Origin of the sequence: Pseudomonas sp. Bout1 (assembly GCF_034314165.1) — a bacterium.
Lineage (GTDB): Bacteria > Pseudomonadota > Gammaproteobacteria > Pseudomonadales > Pseudomonadaceae > Aquipseudomonas.
The window spans coordinates 2,218,715-2,242,902 of record NZ_JAVIWK010000001.1 but is presented as its reverse complement, the minus strand read 5'-3'; the positions used below and the strand labels follow the sequence as shown (position 1 = coordinate 2,242,902).

General features: G+C 61.4%; 19 protein-coding genes. 7 read left to right on the top strand and 12 right to left on the bottom strand.

Features of this window, described 5'->3' with window-relative positions; all coding sequences use genetic code 11:
• Positions 1–15 precede the first annotated feature (15 nt).
• The 6 genes from RGV33_RS10245 to RGV33_RS10220 all read right to left on the bottom strand — a co-directional run bounded on the left by RGV33_RS10245 (position 16) and on the right by RGV33_RS10220 (position 6,940).
• Positions 16–2,478: an EAL domain-containing protein gene (locus tag RGV33_RS10245; protein ID WP_322144164.1), complete on the bottom strand. Its 2,463-nt coding sequence runs from the start codon at positions 2,476–2,478 to the stop codon at positions 16–18.
• Between the two features lie 75 nt (positions 2,479–2,553).
• Complete coding sequence (locus RGV33_RS10240; protein WP_322144163.1) at positions 2,554–4,374, bottom strand: ABC transporter ATP-binding protein; 1,821 nt, start codon at positions 4,372–4,374, stop codon at positions 2,554–2,556.
• On the bottom strand, positions 4,367–5,002 hold the full coding sequence (locus tag RGV33_RS10235) for a DsbA family protein (RefSeq protein ID WP_322144162.1): 636 nt from the start codon (positions 5,000–5,002) through the stop codon (positions 4,367–4,369). Before RGV33_RS10235 ends, RGV33_RS10240 begins: the two co-directional genes overlap by 8 nt.
• A 3-nt stretch (positions 5,003–5,005) precedes the next feature.
• Complete coding sequence (locus RGV33_RS10230) at positions 5,006–5,950, bottom strand: rhodanese-related sulfurtransferase (RefSeq protein ID WP_322144161.1); 945 nt, start codon at positions 5,948–5,950, stop codon at positions 5,006–5,008.
• 171 nt (positions 5,951–6,121) lie between these two features.
• Positions 6,122–6,415, bottom strand: coding sequence for a BolA family protein (locus RGV33_RS10225; protein WP_003216739.1), 294 nt, complete (start codon positions 6,413–6,415; stop codon positions 6,122–6,124).
• Positions 6,416–6,421: 6 nt separating this feature from the next.
• On the bottom strand, positions 6,422–6,940 hold the full coding sequence (locus tag RGV33_RS10220; RefSeq protein WP_322144160.1) for a DUF2059 domain-containing protein: 519 nt from the start codon (positions 6,938–6,940) through the stop codon (positions 6,422–6,424).
• A gap of 192 nt (positions 6,941–7,132) precedes the next feature.
• On the opposite strand from RGV33_RS10220, the gene RGV33_RS10215 reads away from it, so the two are divergent.
• Positions 7,133–8,521, top strand: coding sequence for a class II fumarate hydratase (locus tag RGV33_RS10215; RefSeq protein WP_322144159.1), 1,389 nt, complete (start codon positions 7,133–7,135; stop codon positions 8,519–8,521).
• Here the strand turns inward: RGV33_RS10215 and RGV33_RS10210 are convergent.
• From RGV33_RS10210 to pap, 3 genes are all read right to left on the bottom strand, one after another.
• On the bottom strand, positions 8,518–9,474 hold the full coding sequence (locus RGV33_RS10210; RefSeq protein ID WP_322144158.1) for a DMT family transporter: 957 nt from the start codon (positions 9,472–9,474) through the stop codon (positions 8,518–8,520). The two genes, RGV33_RS10215 and RGV33_RS10210, sit on opposite strands and share 4 nt — an antisense overlap.
• A gap of 570 nt (positions 9,475–10,044) precedes the next feature.
• Positions 10,045–11,229 (bottom strand): thiolase family protein, encoded by a 1,185-nt coding sequence (locus tag RGV33_RS10205; RefSeq protein ID WP_322144157.1) that lies wholly within the window; start codon positions 11,227–11,229, stop codon positions 10,045–10,047.
• 102 nt (positions 11,230–11,331) lie between these two features.
• Entirely contained in the window at positions 11,332–12,840 is a 1,509-nt protein-coding gene (gene pap / locus RGV33_RS10200; protein ID WP_322144156.1) for a polyphosphate:AMP phosphotransferase, read from the bottom strand.
• A 141-nt stretch (positions 12,841–12,981) separates the two neighbouring features.
• On the opposite strand from pap, the gene mnmC reads away from it, so the two are divergent.
• The 5 genes from mnmC (at position 12,982) to RGV33_RS10175 (ending at position 20,288) form a co-directional block, all read left to right on the top strand.
• The gene (gene mnmC / locus RGV33_RS10195) at positions 12,982–14,970 is read left to right on the top strand and encodes a bifunctional tRNA (5-methylaminomethyl-2-thiouridine)(34)-methyltransferase MnmD/FAD-dependent 5-carboxymethylaminomethyl-2-thiouridine(34) oxidoreductase MnmC (RefSeq protein WP_322144155.1); all 1,989 of its coding nucleotides are present in this window, start codon (positions 12,982–12,984) and stop codon (positions 14,968–14,970) included.
• Positions 14,971–15,123: 153 nt separating this feature from the next.
• The gene (locus RGV33_RS10190) at positions 15,124–16,896 is read left to right on the top strand and encodes an N-acetylglutaminylglutamine amidotransferase (protein ID WP_322144154.1); all 1,773 of its coding nucleotides are present in this window, start codon (positions 15,124–15,126) and stop codon (positions 16,894–16,896) included.
• Between the two features lie 3 nt (positions 16,897–16,899).
• Entirely contained in the window at positions 16,900–18,645 is a 1,746-nt protein-coding gene (gene ngg / locus RGV33_RS10185; protein WP_322144153.1) for an N-acetylglutaminylglutamine synthetase, read from the top strand.
• Between the two features lie 171 nt (positions 18,646–18,816).
• The gene (locus tag RGV33_RS10180) at positions 18,817–20,001 is read left to right on the top strand and encodes an osmoprotectant NAGGN system M42 family peptidase (protein WP_088427003.1); all 1,185 of its coding nucleotides are present in this window, start codon (positions 18,817–18,819) and stop codon (positions 19,999–20,001) included.
• A 59-nt stretch (positions 20,002–20,060) separates the two neighbouring features.
• The gene (locus tag RGV33_RS10175) at positions 20,061–20,288 is read left to right on the top strand and encodes a YheU family protein (protein WP_003192759.1); all 228 of its coding nucleotides are present in this window, start codon (positions 20,061–20,063) and stop codon (positions 20,286–20,288) included.
• 3 nt (positions 20,289–20,291) lie between these two features.
• Here the strand turns inward: RGV33_RS10175 and csrA are convergent, their stop codons facing one another.
• Entirely contained in the window at positions 20,292–20,501 is a 210-nt protein-coding gene (csrA, locus tag RGV33_RS10170; protein ID WP_322144152.1) for a carbon storage regulator CsrA, read from the bottom strand.
• 226 nt (positions 20,502–20,727) lie between these two features.
• Complete coding sequence (locus RGV33_RS10165; protein WP_322144151.1) at positions 20,728–21,543, bottom strand: SDR family oxidoreductase; 816 nt, start codon at positions 21,541–21,543, stop codon at positions 20,728–20,730.
• A 329-nt stretch (positions 21,544–21,872) separates the two neighbouring features.
• On the opposite strand from RGV33_RS10165, the gene RGV33_RS10160 reads away from it, so the two are divergent.
• Positions 21,873–22,025 carry a DUF3309 family protein gene (locus RGV33_RS10160; RefSeq protein ID WP_003216767.1) on the top strand — a complete coding sequence of 51 codons (153 nt, stop codon included), beginning with the start codon at positions 21,873–21,875 and terminating at the stop codon, positions 22,023–22,025.
• Between the two features lie 58 nt (positions 22,026–22,083).
• On the opposite strand, the gene RGV33_RS10155 is transcribed toward RGV33_RS10160, so the two are convergent.
• Positions 22,084–24,171, bottom strand: coding sequence for an LTA synthase family protein (locus RGV33_RS10155; protein ID WP_322144150.1), 2,088 nt, complete (start codon positions 24,169–24,171; stop codon positions 22,084–22,086).
• Positions 24,172–24,188 lie beyond the last annotated feature (17 nt).

The following is a 24,188-nucleotide window of genomic DNA, read 5'->3' as shown; positions in this document are numbered from 1 at the left end:
AGACCAGCAAATGTTTCATCGGAACGTGCCAGGCGCCCTGAATAACAGAGGCTGCGGTCGCACAGGTCGACACTGCAAACTATCAAAGGTAAACAACTGCGGTCGCTCGATCAGGTAGCCCTGAGCATAGTCAACCCCGATCTCAAGCAAGGCTTGTTCGATCTGGGGTGTCTCGACAAATTCGGCAATTGTGCGCTTACCCATGACGTGGCCGATGTGATTGATCACTTCGACCATTGCGCGGTTAATCGGGTCGTCCAGCATATCCTTTACGAAACTTCCATCGATCTTCAAGAAGTCTACAGGTAAATGTTTAAGATATGCGAACGAGGACATCCCGGCGCAGAAGTCATCCAGGGAGAAATAGCAGCCTAACTCTTTGAGCTCGTTAATAAAACGAATCGCACTACCCAAATTCGAAATAGCGCTGGTTTCTGTAATTTCAAAACAAATCATTTCTGGTGGGATGCCGTAGGCTTTGAACTGCTCACGCAAAAACCCGAGAAAGTCCTCATCACCAATGGTAATGCCTGACAGATTGATCGCACACATGGCCATGGGCCGGCCCGGGCGCTCACGCATGCAGCCGGCGATGATCTTGAACACGTTTTCCACCACCCAGCGATCCAGGGATGTCATCAGGCCGTAACGTTCGGCGGCCGGGATAAAACTGTCCGGCAGGATGATCCGCCCTGCTTCGTCATGCAGGCGCAGCAGTATTTCGATATGCCCGGCGCCCCGCTCCGTGTGCCCCAGGGACGCAATTTCCTGGGCGTACAGGCAAAAACGGTTTTCTTCCAGGGCCATGTGCAGGCGCTGTACCCAGGCCATCTCGCCAAAGCGCAGGGACAATTCCGAGTCATCGGCGTGGTACACCTGCACCCGGTTGCGGCCCTTCTCCTTGGCCATGTAGCACGCCATGTCGGCGGCCCGCAGCGAGGTTTCCAGGGTGGTCGGGACTTGAGTGATGTGCACCAGGCCGATACTTACCGTGGTGACAAACGGCCGGCCTTTCCACACAAAGTGCAGGCTTTGTACGGTATGGCGCAGGCTTTCGGCGATTTTTTCCGCCACCGACGCCGGGCAGTTCTCCAGCAGGATGCCGAACTCGTCGCCGCCCAGCCGGGCCAGGGTGTCGCCTTCGCGCAAGTCGGACTGCAACAGGGCGCAGATATGCCGCAACAGTTCATCACCCGCCGCATGCCCGCACGTGTCGTTGACCAGCTTGAACTGGTCCAGGTCGAGGAACATCAACGCGTGGCGCCCGGTTTGCTGGCGCCCGACATTGTGCAACACCTGTTCCAGGCGAAATTCAAATTCGCGGCGGTTGGCCAGGCCGGTCAACGCGTCGTGGGTCGCCTGCCAGGACAGGTTGGCGATGTACTGACGTTCCTGGGTCATGTCATGCAGCACCAGCACCGCACCGACCACTTTGCCGGCACTGCGGATCGGCGCCCCCACCAGGGTGACCGACACCGTGGTGCCGTCCAGGCGCTGGATCAGCTTCGAATGCTCGCTGCCACCGCCGAGCTGCCCACTCAGTATGTGTTCGATAAGGGTAAAGCCGTCGTCCTGGGCATTTTCATCCAGCAGGTTGAACAGTGCGGCGAGTGGCAGCCCCTGGGCCTGGGCGGCCCTCCAATGGGTCAAGGCCTCGGCTGCAGGGTTCATATAGGCAATGGCGCCGTCGACATCGGTGGTGATAACTCCGTCGCCAATCGACTCCAGGGTGATCTGCGCCCGCTCCTTCTCCAGTTGCAGGGCATCGGCAAATGCGTGTCGCTGGGCCAACAACTTATGGGTGCGCAGCAGCGCCAGCACGATCAAGCCCAGTGCCGTGGCCAGGTTGGTCACCAGCAGCAGGCGCAGGATCATCCGCGAGCCTTCGCCCAACGCATCACTGAAGGCCTTCGCAGCCGGTGTCACACCGTCGTTGATGGCGAAGATCCGCTCCTTCCAGCTGCGCACGTCGGCGCTGCTGACCTGGCGGGCCAGGATCGCCCGGTGCATCTCCTGCGCCAGGTCGTCCAACTGCACCAGGTAGCCGTCGCCCACGGTCCACAGTTCGATGGCTTTTTCCAGGTAACTGAAATGACGAAAGTTGAGGTACAGCCAGATCAGGCTGGAAACGTCGTCACGGTGGTTGCCGCCCTTGAGGATGCCCAGGCGCGCTGCGGTCAGGTCCGGGGTCGGGCGGTCGAGGGCCAGCCGCAGCTCATGCCCGCCCTGGGGCACGGCAATTGCGTTCTGGTATTTGAGGAACGTGGCTTCGTCGCGGTTATCGGCGTACAGCGTGAGGTAAAAGATCGCGTCTTTCTGGCCCTTGGACCACAGGCTTTCGCCCGCCACATACCCGCGCACCGCCGAGAGCACGTAAAGACTGACGCAGCCTAACAATGCCTGGAACAGTACAACGGCGATAAAGGGCCAGACGATGCCCAATAACCGAGGGGTTCCGAGAGTCTGCTTTTGCTTCATGAGGTCCCTTGCACATGCACTACTAAAATACGCACGCGAGTGAAAACCGCTCCTGATAGTTCAGCGTAGGCTAAATCACCGCACTTGTTGCAAGTGACCGTAAAGTTTGGCGTACAGGCCGCCATCAGCAATCAGCTGTTGATGGTCGCCATCTTCGGCAATATGCCCGCCATCAAACACCAATACCCGATCCGCCTGCTTCACCGCCGACAGCCGGTGGGCGATGATCAAGGTGGTACGGCCACTGAGAAACCGCGCCAGCGCCTGATGCAGGTTGTATTCGGTCGCCGCATCGAGCGCCGAGGTGGCTTCGTCGAGTATCACCACTTTTGGCTCCGCCAGCACCATGCGTGCAATGGCCAGGCGCTGACGCTGCCCGCCGGAGAAGCGCACGCCGGAGCGCCCCACCACACTGTCCAGGCCCAATGGCAGCGCCCTGACGGTTGCGTCCAGCTGGGCAATTTCCAGTGCCTGCCAGCACGCCTGGTCGCTGCGCTCGCGGCCCATGGTCAGGTTGGCGCGCACCGTGTCGTTGAACAGCGCGGGGTGTTGCAGCACCACGGAGACATTTTCGCGAATCGTCTCCAGGCCGATTTCCTGCTGGGTCGCGCCCCCAAAGCGGATGGTGCCCGCCTGCGGTGTATACAGCCCCAGCAACAGTTGCACCAGGGTACTTTTACCGCCGCCACTGGCACCGACGATTGCGACTTTTTCACCCGGGGCAATGTTCAGGTTCAACTGGTCGAGCACCAGGTCTTCGCCGTAGCCGAAGTTCAGGCCACGCACCTCGATGCCAACGGTCTCGCGCCCGGTAAACGGATCGGCGCCACCGGCGTATTGCGGTTCATCGGCGCGGGCCAGCAGTTCGTTGATTCGCGTCAGCGCCCCGCCCGCTGCGTAGTAGGCGTATTGCAGGTTCAGCAGTTGTTCCACCGGGCTGATCATGAACCACAGGTAACTGAACACCGCGAGCATCTGGCCGATGGAAAGGTCGGAAAACAGCACCGTCAGCATCGCCGCGGCGCGGAAAATGTCGATACCAAACTGGAACAGCAAGCCACTGGCGCGGCTCGACGCGTCGCTTTTCCACTGGGAATTGATCGCAAAATCCCGCACTTCCTGGGCACGCTGGCCCAGGCGCCCGAGGAAAAAGCGCTGGCGGTTGCCGGCGCGCACTTCCTGGATCGCATCGAGGGTTTCGGTCAACGCCTGGGTAAACCGCGAAGTGCTGTCGTTTTCCAGCTTCTTCAGGTGCTTGACCCGCTTGCCCAACTGCACCGTGGCGTAGATCACCAACGGGTTGAACAGCAGGATCAACAGCGCCAGCTTCCAATGCATCCACATCAGGATGCCCGAGGTGCCCACTAATGTGAGCATCGCCACCAGGAAACGACTGAGGGTTTCACCCACAAACTTGTCGACTGTGTCCAGGTCGGTGACCAGGTGTGTGGTCACCGTGCCGCTGCCCAGGCTTTCGTATTCGCTGAGGGAAATGCGCTTGAGGCGCTCGATCAGCCGTACGCGAATGCGATAGACGATGTCCTTGGCCAGCCGCGCAAACAAGCGCGCCTGCAACACGTTGAACACCAGGGCGCCGCAACGCAACAGCAAGGTCACCAGCAGCATCAGGCCGATATAACCGGCGGCCTTCTGCCAACCCAGGGGCAGCGCGTGGTTCATCACCTTCAGTGCAGCGTCGCCGTGACCCAGCAGCACTTCATCCACCAGCAACGGCAGCAGCAACGGGATCGGCACGCTGCACAGGGTCGCCAGCACGGCAACGCCATTGGCGACCCACAGGGATTTCTTGTGATGCAGGGCCAGTCGGCGGATTTCGGCCCAGGTCAGGCGGTCAACACGCTTGGGTTGCTCTACGGGATCTGGCTGATCATGCACAGGCAGCTCGCTCCAGCCAGCGACTCAGCAAGGGCGACAACTCGGACAGCGGCTGATAGCCGTTGGTCAGCAGCGCCAACTGCCCATTACGCTCTGCCAGCAAAGTCGGGAAACCGGCGATGCCCAAATCCTGGACCCAGGTGAAATCTGCCGCGGTGGCCGCATGCTGGTCGGCCCGGTCGAAAGCCTCGGCGAACTCGATACGCGGCACGCCGGCGGTCTCGGCCAGCTCCACCAGTACGTCGGCGCGGGTCACGTCGCGACCCTCGACGTAGAACGCCTGCTGGATCAGGCCCAACAGTTTCCAAGCGCAATCCGGCGCCAGGCTGCGGGCGGTGACCACGGCGCGGCAAGCCGGCTCGGTGTCGTACACAAACCCTTCAGGCAGCGCGCCCTCGACCTTGAACGGCTGGCCGGTGGCGTCGGTCACCGCCTGCCAATGCTCAAGAATGTAGCGCCGGGTAGTCGGCTCCAGCGCCGCGCCACTGCCGGTGCGCAAGCCGCCCACCACCAGGTGCAGCTCCACGCCTGCGGCCTGGGCCTGCTCAACCAGCGCCTTGGCCACTGGGGCAAAACCCCAGCACCAGGAGCACATCGGATCCATTACATAGAGCAGGCGCGCGGACATGGCTCAGGCCTCGGAGGATGGAGATTGCTTGTAGTTGTAGCCTATCGGGTGCGGCATATTGCGGGCCTTGGCCAGTTCAATCTGCTTTTGCCGGTCGATCGCGCTGCGACGGGTCTTCTCGGAAAGCTTATCCCAGCAATGCGGGCAACTGATGCCAGCCACGTAGTGTTCGGATGCACGGTCTTCTACGCTGACCGGTGTGCGGCAGGCATGACATTGATCGTAGTCGCCTTCGCTCAAGTCGTGGCGCACGGTCACCCGATTGTCGAACACAAAGCAGTCGCCCTGCCATTTGGTTTCTGCCTGCGGCACCTCTTCGAGGTACTTCAGGATGCCGCCCTTGAGGTGATACACCTCGCCAAAACCCTCGCCGAGCATGTAGCTCGAGGCTTTTTCGCAACGAATGCCACCGGTGCAGAACATGGCGACTTTCTTGTGTTTGGCCGGGTCGAAGTTGGCTTTGATGTAGTCCGGAAACTCGCGAAAACTGGTGGTCTTCGGGTCGATCGCGCCTTCAAAGGTGCCGATGGACACTTCGTAGTCGTTGCGGGTATCGATCAGCAACACTTCGGGGTCGTTGATCAGCGCATTCCAGTCTTGCGGGTTGACGTAGGTGCCGACTTTTTTGTTCGGGTCGACACCTTCGACGCCCAGGGTCACGATCTCTTTCTTGAGCTTGACCTTGGTGCGGTAGAACGGCTGCTCGTCGCAGTACGACTCTTTATGGTCGATGTCGTCCATGCGTGGGTCGTTCTTGAGCCAGGCCATCAAGCCATCAATGCCTTCGCGGCTACCGGAAACAGTGCCGTTGATGCCTTCTTCGGCGATCAGCAAGGTGCCCTTGATGCCGTTGTCGACCATTGCCTGCAACAGTGGCTCGCGCAGGGCGACGTAATCTTCGAGGGTGACGAACTTATACAGTGCCGCCACGACAATCGGTTGAGTCATGGGTGTTATCTCCAGGTGGCTACCCTCGTAAAGGGTGAACCGGATGCAAAAAAACGCGCCGACTAAGCAGCGCGTTGCGGATTCTAACAAAAATGGCGACGATTATGGACCGCCTCTTACTGTGGCGAGGGAACTTGCTCCCTCACCACATCAAGCTGATGTGCCACAGTGTCAGTGTCCGCCGGCGCAGGTCGGCGAGGCCGGGGCTGCGTCGATTTTCGCCCACTCTTCAGGCGTATAGGTATGCAGCGCCAACGCATGGAATTCGCTCATCAGGTCACCCAGCGTGGCGTAGACCTTCTGGTGGCGCTTGACGCGATTGAGCCCCTCGAACTGCTGGCTGACCAGCACGGCCTTGAAGTGGGTCTGCAACCCACGGCTGTGCATATGGCTTTCATCCAGCACGCTCAAGTGTTCCGGGCTCAGGGCGACGAGTGCCGATTCGATACGCTGTTGCATGGTCATTCCTGTTTACTTCTTCTTGGCCGGGGCTGGGGCTTTTGGCGTCAGCTCGTTGGTCATGTCTTCCAGCAGCTTGTTCACCACAGGTACCGCGCTTTCCAGCTTGGCCTGGGTCATCTGGGCCGATTGCTGGGTCAGCTGCGGCATTTTTTCCAGGACTTTCTTGCCCAGTGGCGACTGATAGAACGCAACCAGGTCCTTGAGCTCGGATTCGCTGAAGTTGTCGGTGTAGAGCTTGACCATGTCCGGCTTGAGCTTGTTCCAGCCGATGGCCTGGTCCAGGGCAGTGTTGGCCTTGGCCTGGTAGGTGTCCAGGACGGTTTGCTTGGAAGCAGGCGCCTTGGTCTGCTCGAAACGCTGGGCGAACATTTGCTGCACTTGCATGTACACCGGGGTACCCAGCTTGTCGGCATGGGCCAGGGTAAGGAAGGCTTCGGCACTGGCGTTGTGGCTGGCGGTATCGGCAAAAACCTGGCCGCTGGCACATACCAGAGCAACCGCGGTACAGATGGCACGAAGACGAGTCATCGAGTTTCCTTTTCTAGCAGGCGAGGTAAGACCCCAAGGGCGCCCATTCTGCGCCTAAAAAACGCCGCGGCTCAACCCCACGCCTTATGGGGCCTGGTTTTGCGGTAGATAATCCGATGAAAAGTCTTTAATGGAACCCTCAAGGTCCATCACGGCCTAAACTGCGCAAACGAACCTGAAGGAGTGTGCCCGATGAGCCGTATCGAAACCGACAGCCTGGGAGAAGTGCAAGTCCCGGATGACGCTTACTGGGGTGCGCAGACCCAACGCTCGCTGGTGAACTTTGCCATCGGCGACCAGCGCATGCCCCTGGCCGTGCTGCACGCCCTGGCCTTGATCAAGAAGGCTGCGGCCCGGGTCAACGACCGCAATGGCGACCTGCCCGCCGACATCGCCCGGCTGATCGAACAGGCCGCCGACGAAGTGCTCGCCGGCGAACACGACGACCAGTTCCCCCTGGTGGTGTGGCAGACCGGCAGCGGCACCCAGAGCAACATGAACGCCAACGAAGTAATCGCCGGCCGTGCCAACGAGCTGTCAGGCAAGCCCCGCGGCGGCAAGAGCCCGGTGCACCCCAACGATCACGTGAACCGCTCCCAAAGCTCCAACGACTGCTTCCCCACGGCCATGAGCATCGCCGCCGTGCAGGCCGTCACCGAGAAGCTGTTGCCGGCGATCCGTGAGCTGTCCGGTGGCCTGGCGGAACTGTCGGCGCGGCACATGAAGCTGGTGAAAACCGGCCGCACCCACATGATGGACGCCACACCTATCACGTTTGGCCAGGAAGTCTCGGCTTTTATAGCGCAACTGGATTACGCCGAACGCGCGATACGCAGCGCCCTGCCCGCCGTGTGTGAACTGGCCCAGGGCGGCACCGCCGTGGGCACCGGGCTCAATTCGCCCCACGGCTTTGGCGAGGCGATTGCCTCGGAGTTGGCGGCGCTGTCGGGCCTGCCGTTTGTTACCGCCCCGAACAAGTTTGCCGCGCTGTCGGGCCATGAGCCGTTGACCACCTTGCACGGCGCGCTGAAAACCCTCGCCGTGGCCTTGATGAAAATCGCCAACGACCTGCGCCTGCTGGGCTCCGGCCCACGTGCCGGGCTGGCCGAGGTCAAGTTGCCGGCCAATGAGCCGGGCAGCTCGATCATGCCCGGCAAGGTCAACCCGACCCAGTGCGAGGCGTTGTCGATGCTGGCCTGCCAGGTGCTGGGCAACGACGTGACCATCGGCTTTGCCGCAAGCCAGGGCCATTTGCAGTTGAACGTGTTCAAACCGGTGATCATCCACAACCTGCTGGAGTCGATCCGCCTGCTGGCCGATGGTTGCAGCAACTTCCATGAGCACTGCATCGCCGGGCTTGAACCTGACGCCGAGCAAATGGCCGCGCACCTTGAACGTGGCCTGATGCTGGTGACGGCACTGAACCCACACATCGGCTACGACAAGTCGGCCGAGATTGCCAAGAAGGCCTATGCCGAAGGGCTGACCCTACGGGAAGCGGCGCTGAAGCTTGGCTACCTCACGGATGCAGAGTTCGACCAGTGGGTGCGTCCGGAAAACATGCTGGAAGCCGGTCATTAAGACGCCAACCGTGCACGCCGGGCCTTGAGCCCGGCGAACAACGACGGTGCCAGCGCCACGGTAGCGGAACCCAATACAACCAACACGGCCCCACCGTAGCCGAGGGCATTGATGTCTTCGGCGTGCACATAGTCGGGCCATATCCAGGCCGCCAATGCCACCGCGACGAAAGTTACCAGCGGCGTCATTGCCAGGGTAGCGCTCACGCGCGAGGCTTCCCAGTGGGCCAGGGCTTCGGCGAATGCGCCGTAGGCAATCAGGGTATTGAAACAGCAGGCCAGCAGCAGCCAGCCTTGCAGCGGGTTCAGTTGCAGCGCCTCCATCGGGTGTGCCCAGGGTGTCAGCAATAGCGCGCAGGACAGGTAGATCACCATCATCACCTGCACCGAATTCCATACCGTCAATAACTGCTTCTGGCCCAGGGCGTAGAAGGTCCAGATGGTGGTGGCCAGGAGAATCGTCAGTACGCCGGCGGTGTAGGTGCCCAGGGAGGTCAGCAGTTCGGTCAGGCGCTGATTGAAAAACAGGCCAAAGCCGGTGATCAGTATCATTAGGCCCACGCCTTGGCCGAGGCTGAAGCGTTCCTTGAACACAAAGACACTGGCGATCATCAGGAAGATCGGGCCCACCTGCACCACCAGTTGCGCGGTGCCGGGACTGAGCAAGTTCAGGCCTACCAGATAGAGCACATAGTTGCCCATCAAGCCGCACACAGCGATTGCCAGGAGCCAGCCGCCTTTTGGCCCGAGGGCGCGCCAGTTGGGCAACCGCCGGACTGCGCCAAGGTAGACAAACAGGCAACTGCCGGACACGACCAGGCGAAACCAGGTGACGGTGACCGGGTCCATCACCTGCAACACTTGTTTGAGTTTGATCGGCAGAATGCCCCAGAGCAGCGCGGTCAGCAGGGCCAGGGATAAACCGTAGACCCAGCGGCCCGATGAGATATGCATGAATGCCCCGAATGCCAGAGGTGGAGGAGGTGCATTCTAGAGGGATGCCGGGGGTGGGTGTATATCCGTTTTTGCGGTGATGGTTGATACGTGTTCCGCCCTTACGGTGGGTCACTAAAGCGGCTTCGTTTTTTCTCTGAAAGCACGGCCCACCGTAGGCGCTGGCTTGCCGGCGATGGCGCCACCTTGGCGCATCTGAAAAACCGAGTTGCCTGCATCGCCGGCAAGCCAGCTCCTACAGCTTTTGCCTTGGCTTTTAACACTCAAGCCGGCCTGTAGGCCGCTGTGTTCTTGATCTTGCTTTTGATGTGACTGCCCCATTCAGCCCGAGGCCGAACGCAGGGATTGAGGAGCGGGTAAACCGGCAGGACGCCGGTTTAGCCGCGACGGGCCAGGGACGGGCCGTCGCGGCGGCCCGCGGAGCAATCCCGGAGAGAGGGAACGCCGAGCCTAAGCGAGGCGCCGACAGGCGGGGCAGAGCGTTTTGGTTACTTTTGCGCTTTTCAAAAGTGACCCGCTGTAAGAGCGGAACCCATACCCGCCGTTACCTAAACAACGGATATGCCCCCACTACAGCACCGCCTCAAACAACCCGGTTGCCCCCATCCCACCCCCCACGCACATAGTGACAACCCCGTAACGCAGCTGGCGCCGCTGCAACTCCCTCACCAAATGCCCCACCTGCCGCGACCCGGTCATCCCAAACGGATGCCCAATCGAAATCGACCCGCCGTTGACGTTGTACCTGGCATTATCAATCTCCAGCCGATCACGCGCATACAGACACTGCGAAGCAAACGCCTCATTCAACTCCCACAAATCAATATCCGCCACCACCAACCCCCGAGCCTTGAGCAACTTGGGCACCGAAAACACCGGCCCAATGCCCATCTCATCCGGCTCACACCCCGCCACCGTAAACCCCCGGAAAAACGCCTTGGGCTTAAGCCCCAATTCCAGCGCCTTCTCCAGGCTCATCACCAACGTCATCGAAGCCCCATCAGACAACTGCGACGAATTCCCCGCCGTCACCGAGCCATCCTCGGCAAACACCGGCTTCAACCCCGCCAGGCTGGCCAGGGTCGTATCCGCGCGGTTGCAATCATCCCGATCCACCACCCCGTCCAACACCTGCACCGCTCCGGTGTTCTTGTCCTCAACTTTGTACTTCACCGCCATCGGCACGATTTCATCATCAAACAACCCGTCAGCCTGCGCCTGGGCGGTACGCTGCTGGCTCTGCAGCGCATACAGATCCTGCTCTTCACGACTCACGTGATACCGCCGCGCAACAATTTCCGCCGTCTGCCCCATGGGAAAATAGATGCCCGGCACCTGCTCCTTGAGCAACGGGTTGATCAAGTTGTCGGTGTTGACGCTTTTCATGGTCAGGCTGATGGACTCAACCCCGCCGGCAACGATGATCTCACTGCAACCGGAGGCAATCTGGTTGGCCGCAATCGCGATCGCCTGCAAGCCCGAGGAACAGAAACGGTTGAGGGTCATGCCCGCAGTACCGGTGCCCAGTTGCGACAACACCGCCACGTTGCGACCGATGTTGTAGCCCTGCGCGCCTTCGTTGGAGCCGGCGCCCACGATGCAATCCTCGACGCTGGCCGGGTCGATGCCGTTGCGGGCCAGCAGCGCGTTGACGCAATGGGCGGCCATGTCATCAGGACGGGTCTGGTTGAACTTGCCGCGAAAGGACTTGGCCAGGCCGGTTCGCACGCTGTCGACGATCACTACTTCACGCATGGGCTACCTCAATTGTCAGGGTTGTTGAGCGCTGGATCGAGCATAGAGCCCGCCCTCTTCAACCGCGACAATCATTCACCTGGCGTATACAAAAGCATGGCGTTACTTCTTTTTGTCATGCTTGTCCGACTTGTCGAACGCCTCCTCCAGCGCCCGGTTGATAGTGCGCAACACCTTGACCCGTGCCCAGCGCTTGTCGTTGGCCTCCACCAGCGTCCACGGCGCGATCTCGGTGCTGGTGCGGTCCACCATGTCGCCCACGGCTGCGCGGTAGTCATCCCACTTGTCGCGGTTGCGCCAGTCGTCTTCGGTGATCTTGAAACGCTTGAACGGGATTTCCTCGCGGGCCTGGAACCGCTCCAGTTGCGTCTGCTTGTCGATCGCCAGCCAGAACTTGACCACGATCACCCCGGCGTCGCGCAGTTGCTCTTCAAAGTCGTTGATCTCGCCGTAAGCGCGCATCCAGTCGGTAGGCGTGCAGAAGCCCTCGATACGCTCCACCAGCACCCGGCCGTACCAGGAGCGGTCGAATACGGTGAACATGCCGCGCGCCGGGATTTTCTGCCAGAAACGCCACAGGTAAGGCTGGGCGCGCTCATCTTCGCTGGGCGCGGCAATCGGGACGATGTGGTATTGGCGGGGATCGAGGGCCGCAGCCACACGGCGGATTGCCCCGCCCTTGCCGGCGGCGTCGTTACCTTCAAATACCGTCACCAAGGCGTGTTTGCGCATGCGCTTGTCGCGCATCAGCCCGGAGAACCGTGCCTGCTCAGTGATCAACTGTTCTTCGTAATCGGCCTTCTCCAGGCTCAGGCTCATGTCCAGGCTGTTCAGCAGGCTCATCTGGTCAACCGCCGACGGCAGCGGCGCCGGGTTCATGCCGCTGATTTTACCCTTGGGCACTTTCAAGGCGTTTTGCAGGCCTTCAAGCAGGATCTTGCCCACGGTCAGCCCACGGTAGTGCGCATCGACACCTTCGATCACATACCACGGCGCATAGTCACGGCTGGTGCGGCGCAGGATCCGCTCACCAAAATGCACAAACTTGTCGTAGGTCTTGGATTGCTGCCAATCCAGCGGGCTGATGCGCCAGCTGTGCAGCGGGTCGTCCTGCAAGGCCTTGAGCCGGGACTTCATTTGCTTTTTGGAGAGGTGAAACCAGAACTTGAAGATCAGCGCGCCTTCGTCGCAGAGCATCTTTTCCAGGCGCTCGGCACCGGCGATGGCCTGGTCGAGCCGTGCATCCTTGATCTCGCCATGGACGCGACTCTGCAGCATCTGGCTGTACCAGTTGCCAAAGAAGACACCCATGCGGCCTTTCGCCGGAAGCTGGCGCCAATAGCGCCAGGCCGGTGGGCGGGCCAGTTCTTCGTCGGTCTGCTGGTCAAAGGTGCGTACCTCGATCAGGCGCGGGTCCATCCATTCATTGAGCAGCTTGACGGTTTCGCCCTTGCCGGCGCCTTCGATGCCATTGATCAGGACGATCACCGGGAAGCGCTTTTGCTGTTGCAGCTCGTACTGCACCTCCAGCAAGGCTTCACGCAAGGCCGGCACTTCGGCGTCGTAGGTTTCTTTGTCGATGGCGTGACCGATTTCGGCAGATTCGAACATGGGCGGCTCCGTTCCAGAAGTGATCAAGACTAGCGGATTGGGCAGCAACACGCGGCAGGAAATTCCACAGCCGCTTGCCATGGATCAATGACAACCCTGTTGATCGGCTAGAATGGCCGCCTTGCCTTTGCCGAGCCACTCATGAACCCCGTATCCCACGCCCAGCTCGACTGGGATGACCAAGGTCGCCCGCACTCGCGGGTCTTCGATGATGTGTACTTCTCCGACAAGTCGGGCCTTGAAGAAACCCGCTACGTATTCCTCGAACAGAACCGTTTGCAGGAACGCTTTGCTGCACTGCCGGTGGGCGGGCGCTTAGTGATCGGCGAGACCGGCTTCGGCACCGGCTTGAATTTCCTGTGCGCCTGGCAGTTGTTCGAACAACACGCGGTGGCGGGTGCGCGCCTGCATTTTGTGAGTGTGGAAAAGTACCCACTGAGCCACGCCGACCTGCAACGCGCCCTCGCCCTCTGGCCGGAACTGGCAGCGTTTGCCGAGCAACTGCTGGGGCAGTACATCGCGATCCATCAGGGTTTCCAGCGGCTGGTGCTGGATAACGGCCGCGTCACCCTCACGCTGTTGATCGGCGATGCACTGGAGCAACTGCCACAGCTGGACGCGCAAATCGACGCCTGGTTCCTCGACGGTTTCGCCCCGGCAAAAAACCCCGATATGTGGACCGCCGAGCTGTTTGCCGAACTGGCACGGCTGGCAGCACCGGGCTCCACCATCAGCACCTTCACCAGCACCGGCTGGGTGCGCAGGTTGATCAACGCCGCCGGGTTCAAGATGAAGCGCACCCCGGGCATCGGTCACAAGTGGGAAATCCTGCGGGGTGAATTTCTCGGTTGGCCAGCTGAAACGCCTGCGCCTGCTGCGGTAAAACCCTGGTTCGCGCGCCCGCCTGCCGTGGGCGGTGAACGCCACGCGCTGGTAATCGGCGGCGGCCTTGCCGGGTGTGCCACGGCCGCCAGCCTCGCGGCGCGCGGCTGGCGGGTCAGCTTGCTGGAGCGCCACGCAGCACTCGCACAAGAAGCCTCCGGCAACCCGCAAGGGGTGTTGTACCTCAAGCTTTCAGCCCATGGCACGGCACTGTCGCAGTTGATTCTCAGCGGTTTCAGCCACACCCGGCGCCTGTTGGAGCACCTGCAACGGGGCGTGGACTGGGATGGCTGCGGCGTGTTGCAACTGGCCTTCAATGCCAAGGAGGCCGAGCGCCAGGCGCAGTTGGCCAGTGCTTTTGCTCCGGATCTGCTGCACCTGTTGGATCAACAAAAGGCCCAGGCGCGAGCCGGAGTAACCCTGGCGCATGGGGGCTTGTTCTTCCCCGAAGGCGGCTGGGTACACCCGCCCGCGCTGTGCCAATGGCAAGCCAGGCATCCGCTGATCGAGGTGCTCCACCACCACGACGCCCTTGAGCTCAAGCAGGTCGACGGTCAGTGGCAGGCGCTGCATGGCGATACGGTTCTAGCTCAGGCCACGGTGGTAGTGCTGGCCGGTGCGGCCGAGATCAAGCGGTTTTCCTTCAGCGCAGACTTGCCCCTCAAGCGCATCCGCGGGCAAATCACCCGGCTACCGCAAACGGCACACAGCCAGGCGTTGGCCACGGTGGTGTGCGCCGAGGGGTATGTGGCCCCGCCACGCCTGGGCGAGCATACCCTCGGCGCCAGCTTTGATTTCAAGAGCGACGACCTTACGCCCACGGTGGCCGAACACGTGGGTAACCTTGAGATGCTGCGGGAAATCTCCATCGACCTGCTGCACCGCCTGGGCGCCGATAGCCTGGCGCCCGAGCAGCTCGAAGGCCGCGCCGCGTTCCGCTGCACCAGCCCCGACTACTTGCCGATCGTCGGGCCGCTGGCGGAACGCGAGGCGTTTGATCACCTGTACGCGGCCCTCAGCAAAGACGCCCGGCACATCCCTGATGCTCCGTGCCCGTGGCTAAACGGCCTGTATATCAACAGTGGCCATGGCTCACGCGGGCTGGTCACCGCGCCCCTCTGCGCCGAACTACTGGCCGCCTGGCTGGACGATGAACCGCTGCCGCTGCCGCGCAGTGTCAGCGAAGCCTGCCACCCGAATCGGTTCGCGTTGCGCACCCTGATTCGCGGTAACGCAAGCAAAACCTGAGCGCCCTGACGGGCCCGCAACCCGTCAAGGCTCATTGCCTTATAACGTATCGTTCTAAAACTCCCACAATTTACCCGGGTCAGTCTTTGGGTACCTGCCGTTTTGGCGGGCTGCATTTCTATCCTCCCCAACGGAAAAACCGGTAAGGAATTTATGTGCGGATTAGCTGGCGAGTTACGCTTTGATCACCAACCTGCCGACCTGGCAGCAGTGGAACGAATCACCCATCACCTCGCCCCCCGAGGCCCCGATGCATGGGGCTTCCACGCCCAAGGGCCGATTGCCCTGGGCCATCGCCGCCTGAAAATCATGGACCTGTCGGACGGCTCTGCCCAACCGATGGTCGACGCCCAACTGGGGCTGTCCCTGGCGTTCAATGGCGCGATCTACAACTTCCCTGAATTGCGCACAGAGCTCGAAGCGCTCGGCTATGCGTTCTATTCCGGTGGCGACACCGAAGTGCTGCTCAAGGGCTACCACGCCTGGGGCGAAGCCCTGCTGCCCAAGCTCAATGGCATGTTCGCGTTCGCCATCTGGGAGCGCGATGCCCAGCGCCTGTTTATCGCCCGTGACCGTCTCGGCGTGAAGCCGCTGTACCTGTCGCGCACCGGCCAGCGCCTGCGCTTTGCTTCGGCATTGCCGGCACTGCTCAAGGGCGGCGACATCAACCCGATCCTTGATCCGGTTGCACTCAACCATTACCTGAACTTTCATGCCGTGGTACCGGCGCCGCGCACTCTACTGGCGGGCATTGAAAAGCTGCCGCCCGCCTCCTGGATGCGCATTGATGCCGACGGCAACACCGAACAGAAAACCTGGTGGACCCTGCCCTACGGCCCGCACGCGGATGAAGCCAACCTGACCCTCGAGGACTGGACCGACCGCGTGCTCGACAGCACCCGCGAGGCCGTGGCGATTCGTCAGCGGGCGGCGGTGGATGTGGGCGTGCTGCTCTCGGGCGGCGTCGACTCCAGCATGCTGGTGGGCCTGTTGCGCGAAGTCGGCGTGCAGGACCTGTCGACCTTCTCCATCGGTTTTGAAGACGCCGGTGGCGAGCGCGGTGACGAATTCCAGTATTCGGATTTGATCGCCAAGCATTACGGCACCCGTCACCACCAACTGCGCATTGCCGAAAGCGAGATCATCGAGCAACTGCCAGCAGCATTCCGTGCCATGAGCGAGCCGATGGTCAGCCACGACTGCATCGCCTTTTACCTCTTGTCCCGGGAAGTGGCCAAGCATTGCAAGGTGGTGCAAAGCGGCCAGGGCGCCGATGAGCTGTTCGCCGGTTACCACTGGTACCCGCAGGTGGATGGCGCGAGCGATCCGTATGCGGCCTACCGCGATGCGTTTTTCGACCGCAGTTACGACGACTACGCAGCCACCGTCGCGCCCAAATGGCTGACCGCCAATGACGCCGCCGGCGACTTTGTGCGCGAGCATTTCGCCCAGCCCGGTGCCGATGCCGCGGTGGACAAAGCCCTGCGCCTGGACAGCACCGTGATGCTGGTGGATGACCCGGTCAAACGCGTCGACAACATGACCATGGCCTGGGGCCTGGAAGCGCGTACGCCGTTTCTCGACTACCGCCTGGTGGAACTGTCGGCCCGAGTACCGGGCAAATTCAAGCTGCCGGACGGCGGCAAGCAAGTGCTCAAGGAAGCCGCGCGCCGGGTAATCCCGAGCGAGGTCATCGACCGCAAGAAAGGCTATTTCCCGGTGCCCGGCCTCAAGCATTTGCAGGGCGACACCTTGAACTGGGTACGCGACCTGCTGCTGGACCCAAGCCAGGATCGCGGCCTGTTCAACCCGGCGATGCTCGACCGCCTGCTCACCGACCCCCAAGGCCAATTGACCCCGTTGCGCGGCTCCAAGCTGTGGCAACTGGCGGCGCTGAACCTGTGGCTCAGCGAACAAGGAATCTGATTCATGAAACCTCATGCCACGGCTTACAGCCAACGTTTGCTGCGGGGCCAGGCGCCCTCCTACGAGCGCCTGCAAGCCCGCTTTGCCGAAGACGGCAGCGAGCTGGGCCCTACGCCGATTGCCGTGCATTGCGGCTGGGGCCGGCTGTTGATCGGCCATACGTTTCCCGACCCGGCGAGCCTGGCCCTGGAGTTGCTCAACGAGCAGCCCGGCGAGCGCGACATCGCACTGTATGTGGCGGCGCCGCAGCAGATCCTGGGGATTGACCCGCAGCAGTTGTTTCTCGACCCCTCCGATACGTTGCGCCTGTGGTTCACCGACTATCGTCCGGCGACCCGGGTGTTTCGCGGCTTTCGTATTCGCCGCGCGCAAAGCGAAGCGGACTGGCAGGCAGTGAACCAGCTGTATCAGGGCCGCGGCATGTTGCCGGTGGACCCGGCGCTGCTCACCCCGCGTCATCAGGGCGGCCCGGTGTATTGGCTGGCCGAGGACGAAGACAACGGCGCGGTGATCGGTAGCGTGATGGGCCTGAACCACCAGAAAGCCTTCCACGACCCGGAGAACGGTTGCAGCCTCTGGTGCCTGGCGGTGGACCCGCAATGCTCGCGCCCCGGCGTGGGCGAAGTGCTGGTGCGCCACCTGATCGAACACTTCATGAGCCGTGGCCTGAGCTACCTCGACCTGTCGGTGCTGCACGATAACCGCCAGGCGAAAAGTCTTTACGCCAAGCTCGGTTTTCGCGCCCTGACCACCTTTGCCATCAAGCGCAAGAACGGCATCAACCAGCCATTGTTCCTCGGCCCCGGCCCGCAAGCGGAATTCAATCCGTATGCGCGGATCATCGTTGAGGAAGCCCATCGGCGCGGGATCGATGTGCAGGTCGATGACGCCGATGCCGGGCTGTTCACCTTAAGCCACGGTGGCCGCCGGGTGCGCTGTCGCGAATCCCTGAGTGACCTGACCAGCGCCATCAGTATGACCCTGTGCCAGGACAAGAGCCTGACCCACAAAGTGCTCAAGGCCGCCGGTTTGAACCTGCCGCAACAACAGTTGGCGGGCAGTGCCGATGACAACCTGGAGTTCCTCGACGAGCATCAGCGCATCGTCGTCAAACCGCTGGATGGCGAGCAAGGCCAGGGCGTGGCGGTGGATTTGCAGAGTATTGAAGAGGTGCAAAAAGCGATTGAAGCGGCCCGCCAGTTCGACACACGGGTGCTGCTGGAAAGCTTCCACGAAGGGCTCGACCTGCGCATTCTGGTGATCGGTTTTGAAGTGGTCGCCGCCGCCATTCGCCGCCCCGCGGAAGTCACCGGCGACGGCCAGCACTCCATCGGCGCGCTGATCGAGGCCCAGAGCCGCCGACGCCAGGCCGCCACCGACGGCGAAAGCAAAATCCCCCTGGACCACGAAACCCAACGCACCCTGCAGGCTGCCGGCTATGACTACAGCAGCATCCTGCCCCGTGGCGAACGCCTGGCGGTGCGGCGTACCGCCAACCTGCACACCGGCGGTTGCCTGGAAGACGTCACGGCCATTCTGCACCCGACGCTGGTCGACGCCGCCGTGCGTGCGGCCCGCGCCCTGGACATTCCGATGGTGGGCCTGGACCTGATGGTGCCGGCCGCTGACCAACCGGAATACGTATTCATCGAAGCCAACGAACGGGCCGGGCTGGCCAACCACGAACCGCAGCCGACGGCTGAAAAGTTTGTGGACCTGTTGTTTCCGCACAGCCAACCGACGGCTTGAGAAAGTGTTGCCTTGACTGGCGCCTTCGCGGGCAAGCCCGCTCCCACACGTGGAATGCACTCCAATGTGGGAGCCGGGCTTGCCCGCGATGGGGTCGGAACAGTCGATGACTCTCTAGCCCATGGCCCACTCATCGAAACCATCGATGCCCTCAACTCATCAGGAGTTTCCATGACCCGAACCATCCCCGAACCGGATCTTGCTTACCTGCAAAAAGTGCTGCTGGAGATGCTCGCCATCCCCAGCCCCACCGGGTTTACCGACACCATCGTGCGCTACGTTGCCGAGCGCCTTGAAGAGCTGGGCATTCCCTTTGAAATGACCCGGCGCGGCACCATTCGCGCCACCCTCAAGGGCCAGAAAAACAGTCCCGACCGCGCCGTGTCCGCGCACCTGGACACCATCGGCGCCGCCGTGCGGGCGATCAAGGAAAACGGCCGCCTGACCCTCGCGCCAGTGGGCTGCTGGTCCAGCCGGTTTGCCGAAGGCAGCCGTGTCAGCCTGTTTACCGATAACGGCGTGATCCGTGGCAGCGTGCTGCCGCTGATGGCCTCGGGGCACGCGTTCAATACCGCCGTGGATGAAATGCCCATCAGTTGGGACCACATTGAACTGCGCCTGGACGCCTACTGTGCCACCCGCGCCGACTGTGATTCGCTGGGCATCAGCGTCGGCGATTTTGTCGCCTTCGACCCGCTGCCCGAGTTCACCGAGAGCGGCCATATCAGCGCCCGCCACCTGGACGATAAAGCTGGGGTTGCGGCACTGCTGGCGGCGCTCAAGGCGATTGTCGACAGCGGCCAGCCACTGCTGATCGACTGCCACCCGCTGTTTACCATCACCGAAGAAACCGGCAGCGGCGCGGCGGCAGCATTGCCGTGGGATGTGAGTGAATTCGTCGGTATCGACATCGCCCCGGTGGCCCACGAGCAGCACTCCAGCGAACACGCGGTGAGTGTGGCGATGCAGGATTCCGGCGGGCCGTATGACTATCACCTGTCACGCCACCTGCTGCGCCTGGCGGCGGAAAATGAACTGCCGGTGCGCCGCGATCTGTTTCGCTATTACTTCAGCGACGCGCATTCGGCGGTGACCGCCGGGCACGACATTCGTACCGCGCTGCTGGCATTTGGTTGCGACGCCACCCATGGCTATGAGCGCACGCACATCGACAGCCTGGCGGCACTAAGCCGCCTGTTGGGCGCTTATATCCTCAGCCCGCCAGTGTTCGCCAGCGATGCGCAGCCGGCCAAAGGCTCGCTCGACCGGTTCAGCCATCAGATCGAACACGACACGCAAATGGAGAGTGATACCCGCGTGCCATCGGTGGACAGCCTGGTGGGCCAAAAAACCTGAGACTGGCAACTGGGATCCCGGCGCAGTAGCATCGCCGGGATTCCTTAGCTGAGGCTTGTATGCTGATTCCCTACGATGCACTTGAAGTCGATACCCTGACCCGCCTCATCGAAGACTTCGTGACCCGCGACGGTACCGACAATGGGGACGACACGCCCCTGGAAACCCGGGTGCTGCGGGTACGCCAGGCACTGACCAAGGGCCAGGCGCTGATTGTCTTCGACCCCGAGAGCGAGCAGTGCCAGTTGATGCTCAAGCACGATGTGCCCAAGCATCTGTTCGACTGACCATCATGGATTGGGCACAGGCACCGGATGGGTCGTGGCCTGTTGCCTCTGGCGCCTGAGGATCTTCTGATAGACCTCCGCCCGGTGCACGTTGACCCCCACCGGCGCTTCCACGCCGAGCTTCACTTGGGTACCGTTCACTTCCAGAATGCGCACAGTGATCTGGTCGCCCACCGAGATTATTTCGCCTACCGCGCGGCTTAATACCAACATGGGGTTCGTCCTTTTTAAGTTACCGAACCCCGACCATGCACTCCCCGCCTACCACCATCAATGACCCCCAGGCTAAACAGGCATGTCTTACACAGACTGGTAAATCACCTTACAGACAGCGGACGATTAGTCGCGAACTGCACCCAAGGCTTAAACGCAATGTATATAGCGTCGCGGCCCCTGTGGTGAGGGACCAAGCCTCTCACCACAGGGAAAGTGGACATGTTCAGGCTTTGAGCGACTGGGCCTTGGCCCGCATCTTGTCTGCCATCACCGTCATTTCGTCATACAGCAACTGCGGGTTCTTCTGCTTCAACGCCCAGGCCATGCGCCCCTGCTCGTGGGGCAGGATCATGAATTGCCCTTGCGCCACCTGCTGGTAGATGTAGTCGGCAATTTCTGCGGCAGTGATCGGCGAGCTTTCCAGCAGCTTGCCCACCTGGGCCTTCATCGCTGGCGTCGGCCCGCGAAACGAATCCAGCAGGTTGGTCTGGAAGAACGACGGGCACACCACGTGCACACCCACTTCCTGTTGCTTGAGTTCCACCAGCAGGCTTTCCGAGAGCGCCACCACGCCGGCCTTGGCCACGTTGTAGTTGCTCATGGCCGGGCCCTGCATCAGGGCGGCCATGGAGGCAATATTGATGATGCGGCCCTTGCTCTTTTCCAGCAGCGGCAGGAACGCCTTGCAGCCCTTGACCACGCCCATCAGGTTGATTGCGATCTGCCAGTCCCAGTCTTCCAGGGACAACTCGCTGAAGAAGCCGCCCGACGCCACGCCGGCGTTGTTGACGATCACGTCGATGCCGCCGAGCTTTTCTTCACAGGCCTGTGCGAAGGCGGTGAGCTGGCTGTAGTCGCGCACGTCGCAACGCTGGGTGAAGCCGTCACCGCCGGCCTGGCGCACCAACTTCAGGGTTTCTTGCAGGCCCGCTTCGCTGACATCCGACAAGGCCAGCTGCCAACCCTCACGGGCCCAGCGCAGAGCGATTTCGCGACCCAGGCCGGAACCGGCGCCGGTGATCATCATGCGATTTTGCATAGGAAAGTAGCCTTGTGGTTCACGGAAGAAGTGAGCCGCAGTGTAGCGAAGGTTTTTCCCGCACCCACGCACCATCAGACTGCTGAATGCCCCAGGCAAACCGAGGCCCGGGTCGGATAGCGGGAAACCCGCCAAGTTCAATTTATTTAAACTAAGGAGGGGTATTTGCAACGCAGTTAAAGGAAATAAGCAGGTTAGCAAAAAGCTTTAAAAAAACACGGAATTTTCTGCCCAACGAACCGGTCGGAGTTATTAAGGCGTCCGTACTAACTGTCGGGCCTACCCGTTAAATAACAGGTCTTTTCAGAAGACAATAAGGAAAACAAAACATGAGCCTCATTCTTATCATTATTCTGATCCTCCTGCTGGTCGGCGGTTTGCCAGTGTTCCCTCACTCACGTAACTGGGGTTACGGGCCATCGGGTATTCTCGGTACTGTGTTGGTAGTGCTGTTGATTCTGTTGTTGCTCGGCAAGATATAACGCATTTAACAGCGCAAAAAAAAGAGGCCTAAAAGGCCTCTTTTTTTATGCGCGGTGTTTAGTCCGGCTTGCCGTCCACGACACCTGCGGTGTTATCCAGCAGGCTCTTGGTAGCGGTCTGTAGGAACGATTCAAGCTTTTGCTTGAGCGCAGCCTCGTCCGGCGACTCTGGAATCACTTTCCCGGTGGGGTTGGCGCCCAGTTCGTATTCCCACAGCTTCGGTGGCATTTCCTTCGGCAATACCAGTACGCGGTCACCAGTAAGCAAGGCGACGGTCTGGTCGCTGCCCGACGGTTTGATCACGCCAAAGCCCTTGTCGCCTTCCGGCAGGTTGAGCAGGTCACGGCCCCAGCATTGGTGCAGGGTGTCACCACCGAGGCGGCCCATGATGGTCGGCACGATGTCGATCTGAGTGCCCACGGTGTGGTCACGCTCGCCAAACTTCTCCTGCATGCCCGGTGCAATCATCAGCATTGGCACGTTGAAGCGGCCCAGGTCCATCTCGGTAATCTGCTGCTCGTTGCCGAAGCCGTGGTCGCCCACGATCACGAACAGGGTTTCCTTGAAGTACGGCTCCTTGCGGGCCTTTTCAAAGAATTGGCCCAGGGCCCAGTCGGAGTAGCGCATGGCCGTCAAATGCTCGTTGAGGCTGCCACGGTCGGTGACTTTCTCGACCGGCAATGGCGTCGGCAACGCGTACGGTGTGTGGTTGGACAGGGTTTGCAGCAGCGCATAGAACGGCTTGCCGCCTTCGCGCGCCTTCAGCTCTTCCAGGCCACGGGTGAACATGTCCTGGTCGGACACGCCCCACGTCGGGTCGGAGAACACCGGGTTGACGAAGTCATTGCGCCCGATGAAGTTGGTCATGCCCTGGTTGCTGAAGAAGCCCGACTGGTTGTCCCAGGCGAAGTCGCCGTTGTAGACGTACACGTCGTCAAACTTGCGCGCACTGAGCAGCTGCGGCAGGCCCGACAGCTTGTGGCTGCCTTCCGGGGTCTGCATCAGGTATTCGAAGCCTGGAAGGTTCGGGAAGCAGGCCATGGTGGCGAACATACCTTGGTGGGTATGGGTACCGTTGGAGAAGAAGCGGTCGAACAGCAGGCCTTCCTTGGACAGTTTGTCGAAGTACGGCGTGATGTTGCCCGGCCGGCCCAGGGCGCCCACCGAGTGACCGGCGAAGCTTTCCATCAGGATAACCACGACGTTCTTGATCGGCAGGGTCTTCTCGGCCGGCGGCGTGAAGTCACGGCGCACGGCCGCGGTGTCGGCGTCGACCAGTTTCTCGGTCGGCAGTACCAGCATGTCGCGCACGGTCTGGGTGGCCAGTGGTTGTTCCAGGGTGGCTTTCCAGATGTTCGAACGCTCTTCGGAGAAGCGCGATTTCGCCGCCGAGATCAGCGACAAGGTACCGTTGAGGCCCAACTGGTTGGCGAAGTTCGAGTCGGTGGTGTACACGTCACCCCAGCGCAGCGGCGGGCCCTGGCGCAGGGTGCCACGGATGGCGACCACGGCGATCAGTACGCAGACCACGAACACCGCGATGCGTGTGTACCACGGCGCCACCTGGCGGGTGCCGATGCTGCCGCCGCTGAAGGGGCCACGTGGGCGCGTCGCACGGTCGGCACCTTTAAACGCGATGCTCAGGATCAGCGTGCCCACGGCCCAGGCCAGCAGGTAACGCACGACCGGGAACCCGTACCAGAGCATGCTCATCACGGTTTTCGGGTCTTCCTTCACATACTGGAAGACCAGGCCGTTGAGGCGCTGGTGGAACTCGCGGTAGAAGTCCATCTCCATCAGGCCCAGGAACAGGGCGATGCTCGACGCGACAGTCAGCCACAAGCGGAAGAACCCGCGCGCCGCCATGGCCCGTACGCTGAACAAGGCCAGCAGCAGCGGAACCAGCACATACATCACCAGGCGAATATCCAGGCGCAGGCCGTTGGCGAACGCTTCCAGGAAAGTCGAGGCGGGTGTGTCGAGGATCATCTCACGGTTGTAAACCAGCAGCGCCAGGCGCAGCAGGGAGAACATCACCATCATGATCAAGGCACAAAGCAGCGTGTACGCCAGATGGGATTTGACGGTCGGTTGCAGCAAGCGATTAGAAGCTCGCTGCTGATTCAGGGCGTCCGGGTTTGCCATGTCGTTTTAGGACCCAT

Coding starts and splice junctions, on each gene's coding strand:
- RGV33_RS10220 (WP_322144160.1), bottom strand. CDS start 6,940: ATGACTCGTCTTCGTGCCATCTGTACCGCGGTTGCTCTGGTATGTGCC.
- mnmC (WP_322144155.1), top strand. CDS start 12,982: ATGAACCCCGTATCCCACGCCCAGCTCGACTGGGATGACCAAGGTCGC.
- RGV33_RS10175 (WP_003192759.1), top strand. CDS start 20,061: ATGCTGATTCCCTACGATGCACTTGAAGTCGATACCCTGACCCGCCTC.
- RGV33_RS10155 (WP_322144150.1), bottom strand. CDS start 24,171: ATGGCAAACCCGGACGCCCTGAATCAGCAGCGAGCTTCTAATCGCTTG.
- ngg (WP_322144153.1), top strand. CDS start 16,900: ATGAAACCTCATGCCACGGCTTACAGCCAACGTTTGCTGCGGGGCCAG.
- RGV33_RS10215 (WP_322144159.1), top strand. CDS start 7,133: ATGAGCCGTATCGAAACCGACAGCCTGGGAGAAGTGCAAGTCCCGGAT.
- RGV33_RS10190 (WP_322144154.1), top strand. CDS start 15,124: ATGTGCGGATTAGCTGGCGAGTTACGCTTTGATCACCAACCTGCCGAC.
- RGV33_RS10160 (WP_003216767.1), top strand. CDS start 21,873: ATGAGCCTCATTCTTATCATTATTCTGATCCTCCTGCTGGTCGGCGGT.
- RGV33_RS10180 (WP_088427003.1), top strand. CDS start 18,817: ATGACCCGAACCATCCCCGAACCGGATCTTGCTTACCTGCAAAAAGTG.
- pap (WP_322144156.1), bottom strand. CDS start 12,840: ATGTTCGAATCTGCCGAAATCGGTCACGCCATCGACAAAGAAACCTAC.
- RGV33_RS10245 (WP_322144164.1), bottom strand. CDS start 2,478: ATGAAGCAAAAGCAGACTCTCGGAACCCCTCGGTTATTGGGCATCGTC.
- RGV33_RS10230 (WP_322144161.1), bottom strand. CDS start 5,950: ATGACTCAACCGATTGTCGTGGCGGCACTGTATAAGTTCGTCACCCTC.
- RGV33_RS10235 (WP_322144162.1), bottom strand. CDS start 5,002: ATGTCCGCGCGCCTGCTCTATGTAATGGATCCGATGTGCTCCTGGTGC.
- RGV33_RS10225 (WP_003216739.1), bottom strand. CDS start 6,415: ATGACCATGCAACAGCGTATCGAATCGGCACTCGTCGCCCTGAGCCCG.
- RGV33_RS10210 (WP_322144158.1), bottom strand. CDS start 9,474: ATGCATATCTCATCGGGCCGCTGGGTCTACGGTTTATCCCTGGCCCTG.
- RGV33_RS10165 (WP_322144151.1), bottom strand. CDS start 21,543: ATGCAAAATCGCATGATGATCACCGGCGCCGGTTCCGGCCTGGGTCGC.
- csrA (WP_322144152.1), bottom strand. CDS start 20,501: ATGTTGGTATTAAGCCGCGCGGTAGGCGAAATAATCTCGGTGGGCGAC.
- RGV33_RS10205 (WP_322144157.1), bottom strand. CDS start 11,229: ATGCGTGAAGTAGTGATCGTCGACAGCGTGCGAACCGGCCTGGCCAAG.